At 58.2% G+C, this 9,842-nt stretch carries 5 protein-coding genes and 3 pseudogenes; 6 read left to right on the top strand and 2 right to left on the bottom strand.

The features are described from left to right. Positions 1-904: 904 nt before the first annotated feature. From AC0L3P_RS38380 to AC0L3P_RS38360, 5 genes and pseudogenes are all read left to right on the top strand, one after another. Positions 905-1,161 (top strand): annotated as a pseudogene (locus AC0L3P_RS38380) (septum site-determining protein MinC); the annotation flags it as partial. A 19-nt stretch (positions 1,162-1,180) separates the two neighbouring features. Then, complete coding sequence (gene minD / locus AC0L3P_RS38375; RefSeq protein WP_473309220.1) at positions 1,181-1,996, top strand: septum site-determining protein MinD; 816 nt, start codon at positions 1,181-1,183, stop codon at positions 1,994-1,996. Continuing rightward, entirely contained in the window at positions 1,993-2,274 is a 282-nt protein-coding gene (gene minE, locus AC0L3P_RS38370) for a cell division topological specificity factor MinE (protein WP_473256427.1), read from the top strand. The genes minD and minE overlap by 4 nt, the downstream gene beginning before the upstream one ends. Positions 2,275-2,770: 496 nt before the next feature. Beyond that, positions 2,771-3,722, top strand: a pseudogene (gene ftsZ, locus AC0L3P_RS38365) (cell division protein FtsZ); the annotation flags it as partial. A gap of 1,549 nt (positions 3,723-5,271) precedes the next feature. Then, a pseudogene (locus AC0L3P_RS38360) lies at positions 5,272-6,449 on the top strand (IS3 family transposase). Positions 6,450-7,345: 896 nt separating this feature from the next. Here the strand turns inward: AC0L3P_RS38360 and AC0L3P_RS38355 are convergent. Beyond that, positions 7,346-7,714, bottom strand: a complete 369-nt coding sequence (locus AC0L3P_RS38355) for a PilZ domain-containing protein (protein ID WP_473309219.1) — start codon at positions 7,712-7,714, stop codon at positions 7,346-7,348. Between the two features lie 1,196 nt (positions 7,715-8,910). Here AC0L3P_RS38355 and AC0L3P_RS38350 point away from each other — a divergent pair. Then, positions 8,911-9,186, top strand: coding sequence for a hypothetical protein (locus tag AC0L3P_RS38350; protein WP_473309218.1), 276 nt, complete (start codon positions 8,911-8,913; stop codon positions 9,184-9,186). 44 nt (positions 9,187-9,230) lie between these two features. Here the strand turns inward: AC0L3P_RS38350 and AC0L3P_RS38345 are convergent, their stop codons facing one another. Next, a complete protein-coding gene (locus tag AC0L3P_RS38345) occupies positions 9,231-9,653 on the bottom strand; it encodes an integrase core domain-containing protein (protein WP_473309217.1) in 423 nt (140 codons plus the stop codon). Positions 9,654-9,842: the final 189 nt, after the last annotated feature.

Below are 9,842 nucleotides of genomic sequence, written 5' to 3'. Positions count from 1 at the left end.
GCGCAGCAACCGCATCGCATGCTTCCGATGGAAGCCCGTGATCGCAACGAACTCGTCGAGGATGCGGCCCTTTTCGAGGCGGCTCGACGTCCTGTAGCGCCGCGCCAAAGCAGACTTCGTCGCCATACTCAATCGCCTCATCGTTGTCCCTGCGCTCCCTTGCCATTGGGGAGCAATTTACGTGAGGCAACGACTCAGCATTCAGGAACATTTCTGGCGACGCAATGCGCACTTCCATCCTGATTGCCGCGCCGCAGATCGATCTGCCCGATCAGCTGCGCCAGTTCCGGTAGCGGTTCGCTCTCGCCGCGCACATACGGATTCGCACTGCGATCATGGTCCGCGTCGGTAGGAAAGTTCGGTCCTGATAAAGATCAGCCATCTCGAAGATGCATCCGGTTGGGAGGCCGCGCCGATCACCGAGCCATGACAAACGAATGGCCCTGCCAGATCACAAAACAATATTGTGAGCGCCTTCGCCCCTGCTTACCGTATCTCGGTTACAGAGGGCGCCGAGAAGGCAAACCCCAATGCCAGAACCGAGACGACGCTTCGGACGATCGTCGGCCGTGCCTTGTGCCTTCAGGCTCTCCGCATGTGGCTACGACGGCTATCCGCCAAAAGCTGAGAAATTAGGGCAGTGGAGGCATTCATACGCGAAGCACCTTCGTCACCTCAACGCACCGAACGTAAAACCATTCATCGCCGCCAACGCATTAACCAACTATTAACCAAGACCGGCGATCCTTAACCATTCAATAAGAACTATGAGCCGACCGCGATGGATGGGATTGCGAAGCCAACACGTCAATCTTTTCGGACGCGCAGCCGTTCTTACGTCGCGTTCATCCTTTGCCCGGTCGTTCCGATCGCAGCCCGGCTGGAAAAAATAAACGCAGCCCGTGTGCTGGGTTCGGTCGCCACAGGTGCAGAGATCGTCGCCGGCGAGTCTATTCATGTTCCGGACTGCTTCGCGGCCGTGCGATGGCGGGTTCCAGCGGCAACGCCACAGCACGGATGGTCTGTCAAAAGATTCAAGCCGAGTGGTTGGCCGTCAATGGCTACTACCAGGCCGCGCAAGAAATAGACGTCCCCTTGTGCAATCGTCCAGCACAGGCGTGTTTGGAAGACACTAGCATAAAGATAACGCCGTTAAGCTGATTCGGTTCGGGAGATAACAATGGCCAAAGTTCTGGTTGTGACGTCTGGCAAGGGCGGCGTCGGTAAGACGACGTCAACAGCTGCGCTCGGTGTGGCGCTGGCGCAAAGGGGCGAAAAAGTCGTCGTCATCGACTTTGACGTGGGTCTGCGGAATCTCGATCTTATAATGGGGGCGGAACGACGGGTCGTGTTTGACCTCATTAATGTGGTGCAGGGCGTTGCAAAGCTCTCGCAGGCGCTCATTCGCGATAAACGAATCGAAGCTTTGTGGTTGCTTCCTGCATCGCAGACCAGGGACAAGGATGCCCTGACCGACGAGGGGGTTGGAAATATTATCGCTGACCTGCGGACCAAATTTGACTGGATTCTCTGCGACAGCCCGGCGGGTATCGAGCGAGGGGCGTTGCTCGCGATGCGCTATGCCGATGAGGCGGTCATCGTAACCAATCCCGAAGTTTCATCGGTGCGCGACTCCGACCGTATCATTGGGATGCTTGATTCAAAGACAGTCAAGGCCGAGCGGGGCGAACGAGTAGAGAAACATCTACTGATTACCCGGTATGATTCAGCGCGCGCATCGCGTGGCGAAATGCTCAGCATCGACGATATTCTTGAAATTCTCGCGACGCCGCTGCTCGGAATCATTCCGGAGAGCCGGGAGGTTCTATTAGCGTCGAACGTTGGGTCCCCGGTTACTCTGAACAACGCCGCCAGTGTGCCGGCCCGAGCTTACACAGACGCGGTGCGTCGACTGATGGGTGAGAACGTCACGATGATCGTGCCAGGCGAGCGCAAAAGCTTGATGAATCGTTTACTCGGACGGAGGGCCGCATGATCAATTTGCTAAGGCTCATTGGTGGCCGTACTGCTTCCGCGCCTGTTGCACGGGAGCGGTTGCAGATCCTTTTGGCGCACGAACGCGGTTTGCGCGGCCAGCCTGATTTGCTGGGATTGCTGCGGGCAGAGATCCTTGCTGTGGTATCGCGGCATATCGTGGTCGATCCAGAAAAGATCACCGTCAAGATGAACAGGGGCGGGCACGTGTCGACGCTTGAAGTCGATATTGCGGTACCTAACCGTGTCGAGAGATCAGTCGCGACCGCGGCTAAATGATCGCCGGCAGCCCAGCGCAATCGCTGGCCGAGGTTCAGATCAAAAGAACCGCGAAAACGTCTGAAATTGCTCGCTTTAGGAGTGACGTGGCCCCTGGAGTCATAACCAACCTAACTTAGCCTGCGGTTATCGCCCGGTCAGGATCAGTCGATTGCCGTCCGGTTCGCTCTGGGAGAACAGCCGATGTCGGTCGAGATGCTGACATATGCCGCTCTAGCTACCCGCCTTAAAATCTCGCTAAAGGCTCTCGTTCGCTCGCCAGGGGACGTAGGTTTTGGGCGACTGCCGAGATGATGGCAACTAAGGAGACGACGGCAAGGGTTGAAGGTGAGGTGGCGGCGCTGCCGACCGGGGCCGAGTTGCCGGTTCGACTGACAGATGGAAAAGTCGCGAGCCGACTGGGAGCATCTAACCGCGACATAGTGTAAGCAGACCGCAAGGCGCATGCAGGTAGCAAATCGTGCCCCTCATTCCTGTCGAGCACCGGGAGGTAAACATGACCAATATCACAGATATTCGCGAGATGAAGGCGCGCATTGTCGTATTTGGCGTTGGCGGCGCAGGCGGTAACGCCATCAACAACATGATCGCGGCCGGTCTGCAAGGCGTCGACTTCATCGTCGCCAATACCGACGCACAGGCGCTCACCATGTCGATGGCAGGGCGCGTCGTCCAGATGGGCACTCAGGTAACCGGAGGCCTTGGTGCTGGCTCGCAGCCCGAAGTGGGGCGCGCCGCAGCGGAAGAAGCAATCGATGAGATCCGTGACCATTTGACGGGCGCGCACATGGTATTTGTTACTGCCGGCATGGGCGGCGGTACCGGCACCGGGGCAGCGCCTATTGTCGCCAAGACCGCACGCGAGCTTGGCATTCTTACCATCGGTGTAGTCACTAAGCCATTCCACTTTCGAGGGCCAACGCCGGATGCGCCTTGCCGACGCAGGCATCGCAGAGTTGCTCAAGGTCGTGGACACTCTACTGATCATCCCGAACCAAAACCTGTTTCGGATTGCCAACGAGAAGACCACGTTCACCAATGCCTTCGCTCTGGCCGATCAGGTGCTTTATTCAGGTGTGGCTTGCATCAGCGACCTTATCGTCAAGGAAGGTCTGATCAATCTCGATTTTGCCGACGTTCTCGCTATAATGCGCGAGAAGGGCAAGGCGATGATGGGCAGAGGCGAGGCTTCGGGCGAGAAGCGCGTGCTCAACGCTGCTGTGGCCGCGATCTCCAATCCCTTGATCGAGAATCCCTCGATCAAGCGCGCTAGTGGCCTCATAATCTCCATCACCGGCGGCAAGGACCTGTCGTTGTTCGAGGTTGACGAAGCCGCTACCCGCATTCGCGAAGAAGCCGACTCGGACGCCAACATCATCGTCGGCGCGTGTTTTGATGAAAGCCTCGAAGGTGTGGTCCGCGTTTCGGTGGTGGCGACCGGCATCGATAATCCCGATCCGAATTGCCAGACGCAACCGGCGGAGAGCTTACTCACAGAACTCGCCGGCAGGCTACGCAACGTCAGCCGTCACATCGCCGGCCGCATCGAGCGTAATGCACCGCTGCCGCGGCACTTAGAGAATCCGCCGGCTCTCCCAGCGGGCCAACCACCCGCTAGGGCGGCCGGCAGACCCGAATGCGGAACATGCGCGCGATGCGGCTCCGGAAGGTCTGGATCCGTACGGCCGCTCCTCTCCTGCGCGATATTTTGTCGATGAAGACGTTCTCGCCATCCCGGCCCTCCTCCGCCGCAAGGCCAGCTGAGCGGACGCAACTCGCCTCTCAGGACGCTCTACAGAAAATAGCTCGGCTAAAAGTGGAAACTACCAGAGGTAGCTATCGAAATTCGATACGTAAGACTTGCTGCCTCAGAATGTGTCGAACGCGAGAGGTGTTGCTGCGAGGGGCGGCAACCGCGAGCCCGTGTGCTAGCGCCACTGTCGCACGGACCCTGTCGTTTCTGACAGGCGAGGAACCGCCAAGGTGTGGGCGGGCATGACCGCGACCAAAAAGACGAGGGCCGTGACTATGCCACGTTACTGCTTCGCGATTTTCCACAATAGAGAACGGGCGTCGAGACTGGAGCGCGATCGCTCTCCTGAATTTGGCGGTCCAATGGAGCGCCCGTGTCGCTCGGAAGCTCCTGCTCGATCTCGATGCGCCGCTCCTCATGCATGTCCATCTCTGGTGTGAGACAGTATGAAGCCGCTGGGGTGATCTGCAAGGCCGCAACCTGACGCGACGTTCGGTTCGAACATTTCTCTAGGCGCGACTGTTGCGAGGCGATTACAGCAATTCGCGCGGTGGTTGTTAAGATGCAGAGGCTTGGAATCAAGAGATGAGAGTAGAGCGCCGGGGGGTGAAGTGGATTTAGGATCTGGCGACAAGATGAAAGACATCATGGAAAATTGAACAAGCTCCGCGCCGATGCTGCGGATTTGGCCGTTATGAGCAGCCGAGCAAGCGACCCGCAAAAGCACGAACTCTTCCGACGCTTGGCAGATGAGCTCGCAATAGAGGCTATTGTGCTTGAACAGGTCGTGAAGCGGCAAAGCACACGCTCAGCGCCGGTCCACATGGACAACGTGGTGCCCCTCACTGAAGGTCCTGAGCGGAACTGACCGCTTTTCCGAGCTGTGCGGATCCTGGAAATGGGCAATCCTCACCGTCCGCATTGTTGGTCGTAGTGGCCGCGGATACCTCAACACGCCACCTTGAACCCACCATAGCTGCTTGCCGATATCAGCACACATGCGCAGTCGATGACCGCGAAGGACAGCATTTCAAAGCACTGGCGCGGAGTCTCCTCGCGTATGGAACGCCTCGGCCCAACGTCCTTGACACGTCAACAACTTAGAGGCGCATTCTTGCGTTTGTTTGAGGCAGTCGCAGTTCCCCGATCCTTCTAAAAAACCCTGTTACCTGAAATGGACCCCGGTTTTGGGACCAGAGGCTAAGTTGGAAAAGGGCCGCTCCGTTTGATAGGCGGAGGGCATGATGACGAAGAAGACGAGACGGAAAATCGACGCGGCACTGAAGGCGACGATTGCGCTGGAGGCGGTGCGGGAGCAGGCGACGCTGACCGAGCTGGCTCAGTGCTATGAGCTGCACCCGCAACCAGATCTATGCGTGGAAGAAACAACTTCTGGAACAGGCGGCGCGGGCCTTTGACGCGGGTGTCGGGCGGGAGAGCGAGGAAACGCGCGAACGCGAGATCGAAAAGCTGCACGCCAAGATTGGGCAATTGACGGTGGAGCGCGATTTTTTAGCACGGAGGTCCGGAAGATGAGCACACCGGACCGTCGAGGAATGCTCGATCGCGCCGACCAGGCGCTGTCGATCCGCCGGCAATGCATGTTGCTTGGCATCGCCCGCTCTGGGGTCTACCGGCCGCCACGGCCGGCTAACGACAACGACCTCGCCCTGATGCAGCGGCTCGACGAGCTGTTCACCGCCTGGCCATTCCTGGGCTCGCGGCGAATGATCGCGATGCTGAAGGCTGAGGGGCTTCAGGTCAATCGCAAGCGTGTGCAGCGGTTGATGCGCAAGATGGGCATCGCGGCGCTGGGGCCGAAGCCGAACACGGCAAAGCCGGCGCCGGGCCACAAGATCTATCCCTATCTGCTGCGCAACATGACGATCGACCGGCCGAACCAGGCGTGGGCGGCCAACATCACGTATCTGCCCATCGGGCGCGGCTTTCTCTATCTTGTCGCGATAATCGACTGGGCGAGCCGTGCGGTTCTGGCGTGGCGGCTTTGGAAGAGGCGCTGGCGAAGTACGGCACGCCGGAGATTTTCAACACCGACCAGGGCAGCCAGTTCACCAGCACGGCCTTCACCGGCGCGCTGGCGGGCGCAGGGATCAAGATCTCGATGGATGGCCGCGGCCGCTGGATGGACAACGTCTTCATCGAGCGGCTGTGGCGGTCGCTTAAGCATGAGGATATCTATCTCAAGGGCTATGCCGACGGCCGCGAGGCCAAAGCAGGGATCGCAAACTGGATCGCCTTCTACAACAATCGCCGCCTTCATCAGGCGCTCGGCTATCGCGCGCCGATGGCGGTCTGGCGCGAGCGGATGCGCACCGCGAAGGCTGTGGACATGGTGGACAACGCTGACGCGTTGACCACATGCCCACAGCAACAGCAGCAGACAGAGTCTCTGGCAGCGTGATAGAAAGGGATCAGGAGCGGTCAGTTTCAACTAACAAACCGGCTCACGTGGTCCCGTTCCGCGGGTCCATTTCAGGTTCGCGGTCGCAATCTCAACTTGCATCGTAATGCAATGACCATTCAATCGGTGGAGTTGCTCTCACAGATGAACTACCGAGTACAAAGAGATAATCGAAGCAGTTATCATCGCTGTAGTAAATCTGTCGACGTGCCCTTGCAGGCTATGATACTGCACAAACACGCCTTGATGGTCCAAGACCAGTGCGATAGTCGCAACGATCGCTGCGCCAACGAACAAATATTGATCTTTATGCGCGTGGCGAAGAGCGTAGCGCAGTCTGCTATCGACCACCTTGCCCCGGATCGTGCGAATCGCAAGTCCATGCTCGAAGACTTCGATCCTTCGAGAAACGCGGGGTAGCAGGCCTACCCTTTACTCGGTGAGCCCCTAGTAGCTCGATAATCCGTTCAGCCCCCTCCTGCAAGAGTTCCAGTCGGCTGTAATAGAGGCGCCGTAGCATCATCCCGATCGTGTCTCGAACTACCCCCAGCACGGGCAGCATGCCGAGGCGAGACGCTGGACTGCCGTGAGCCAGAAAACAAGCCACGCCTCGATCAGGACGGCTGTGCAGATGCAGAGCAGCATCACGCACCGGTCAAATTCACAGCGCATGACAGTACTCGGCGGCAGGATCTTCGTTCGCGCTTTGAGGTAGAATCCAAGCACACTCGAGAAAACGGCAGTTGCCAATCGCGCATAAGGAAATCTCACGTCTGAAACAACGAGCACACTGCTATCGAACCGACGGCTGTCCACTGGCAAAAGAGCAACTTCCGACAGCATAGTGCAACCGCAGCAAATGTCGCGATCGGCCAGAAGCGACCAACAGGGGGATTCTAGCGCAAAAGGTACCTTCTATCTGGCTCCACGAGGGTCGAATAATGGCCCGTGTTTTGGAATGCCACCCCGATGAAGTCTCCTTGTCGCCAGATGAGGCGACAAGGGTAGGTGGTGCGAAATTCATCGAAGGAAAGCGAAAACTCGGTCGGCAGAAGCGTGAGTCCATTAAGCTGAAGGCCAGCGCCTCTATTGGAGAGATCACGTACCAGGCAGGGCTCGGAGGTGATGTGTCCCGGAATTGAGAGAAAAACACCTCGCCGCACCGACTGCCTTTCAATCGACCGCCGGGAACAAGTCTTTCCTTCCCATTGACGGACCTTTTCTTGCAACTTCTTTAGCTCTCGGTACTGGCGCTCCAGACTCACGCGCTCCTCCGCTTTGTTGGCGCTTCCCACAGGTTCCGAAATGCAACAACCGCCGCGATAGTATACTAGAGCAATCCTGAGGTTGAGGGAATTCCGGACAACTACCGTTCGTGGCCTATCCCAATTTGGGCAGGGTCCTACTTAGAACAGCGTCGAAGCCCGACGGAGTCATCTAGGCCGCCAGAACCGGCGCGGCGTCGGCGCTCGGGCTGAGCAAACTGGTACGGCTGCTATCCCTGGTCCGGTTTGCGGTGTCAACGGGACAAACACGGCAATTGCAATGTCCGCCGTGGGTCATTTACGACGGACTCATCGAGATTTTCGGATGGTTGAAGTCCGTTTCGCTCGTGAGCACCCGACAGGGCCGCCGGTCGGGGGCGTTGCGTTTTGACCAACGCCTGTGATTCAAACTCCCAAACTGGGAAGACGAACTCGCTGGCCATGAATCGGGTGCCATCAAGCGCATGCTCGTGTCACAGTCAACTACCTGCTTAGGCAGTTGATCGAACGACAAACATAGGACAAATCAATGCCAAGGAATGCGTTTCTGCGTTTCGCTGAACACCTTCACATCTCGTAGTTTTCAAGCGGGATCGAGGCAGGTGGCTGGGCCGGATAAGCTGAGCTGCTGGGAATTCCAGATCTATGCCATGGCTTGACCAGGAAACGCAATTTGCCGGCGAGAGCTGCCGTGTATTGACCCGTCACGTCGTTCGACCAAAGCATTTCGTTCTCGGGTTGACCAGGCGAACGGAGCCTGATGCCCCTGCAATTCCATCGCGCTCTCGAAGACATGGAAATATGGAGTGCGAGCAGCGACGGCTATTCGTTCGTGATCAGCTTCCAGAGCCCGACTGGTCGTGGCTTCCGCGGAAGGTTGGGCTACGTCGCCTCGTGGCGTCCGCTTGACCAGAGCCGTGGCTCGATCAGGATTCTCGGGTCGCCGCTCCAAAGCTTCGCTGAGGCCGAGAATGCGTGCAACAGTATGCTGAATTACCTCCGAGACCTGAACTGATTCCCACTCGCTGAGAATTTGGAGCCTCGCCAAATGCCACAGTGCTCCGAGCGCCGCCCAGGATACGCGATCGAATCTCACCGCTCACTCATTATGTAAAGGCGTTGGAGCATATGCTGGCAGCCGATGCAGACGAAGTCGATCTTTAGGAAACGGCATTCGGGATAATGGGTGGCGTACAATGAGCAGCAGACAGCTTGAAGATGAGTACGACCGCGAGGAAGCCGAGGCGATTGCCGCGGCACTTGACCTCACGCCCGATGAACTAAATGAAATCGAGTATACGATACACGAGATCGCCAACGACGACGGGCTGGTTTACGGGTACGGCGTAGATATCAAAGAAGGCGCCCCGCAGTACATCGTCGATAAGCTTGTGCGACTGCCCAGGCGGGGCAACTTAGTGCTGATCCATCTGCGCGGATATGAAATGGACCCGCGGAGCGGGACCGGTTGAACTGGTTTGTTAGTTGGAAACTGACCGCTCCTGATCCCTTTCTATCACGCTGCCAGAGACTCTGTCTGCTGCAGTTGCTGTGGGCATGTGGTCAACGCGTCGGCGTTGTCCACCATGTCCACAGCCTTCGGGGCCAGCATCCGTTCGCGCCAGACCGCCATCGGCGTGCGATAGCCATGCGCCTGATGAAGGCGGCGATCGTTGTAGAAGGCGATCCAGCTGGCGATCCCTGCTCTGGCCTCGCGGCCATCGGCATAGCCCTTGAGATAGATGTCCTCATGCTTGAGCGACCGCCACAGCCGCTCGATGAAGACGTGTGCGATGCCGCTCATCCGGCGCGCCGCGTGTTGAAGCGCTGCTATGTCGGTCGGCCCGGCGCCAGTCGCGAGATTGAGTTCGTTCTGCAGGTGCTGGAATTCTGTCCGGCACCGGTCTAGCTCGGCGACAAGCATCGCGAATTCGTCCATTGGCGAAAGGCCCTTCATTGCATGACTGCGGCCACTTCACACTCCGATCTGGTGTCTTTTCAGGGGGGTGGGTGCGGATTCCGACGAAGTCGCCCAGGATTCCGAGATGATCTCGCCCGTGGATTCCGAGACGATGTCGCCCACCTTTCCGATTTGATCTCGCCCAGCGGCGAGGCGTTCTGGCCGGCT

This window comes from Bradyrhizobium sp. WSM4874 (assembly GCF_055811835.1).
Note: the sequence above shows the minus strand (reverse complement) of the source record. Positions and strands in the feature narration are given on the sequence as shown.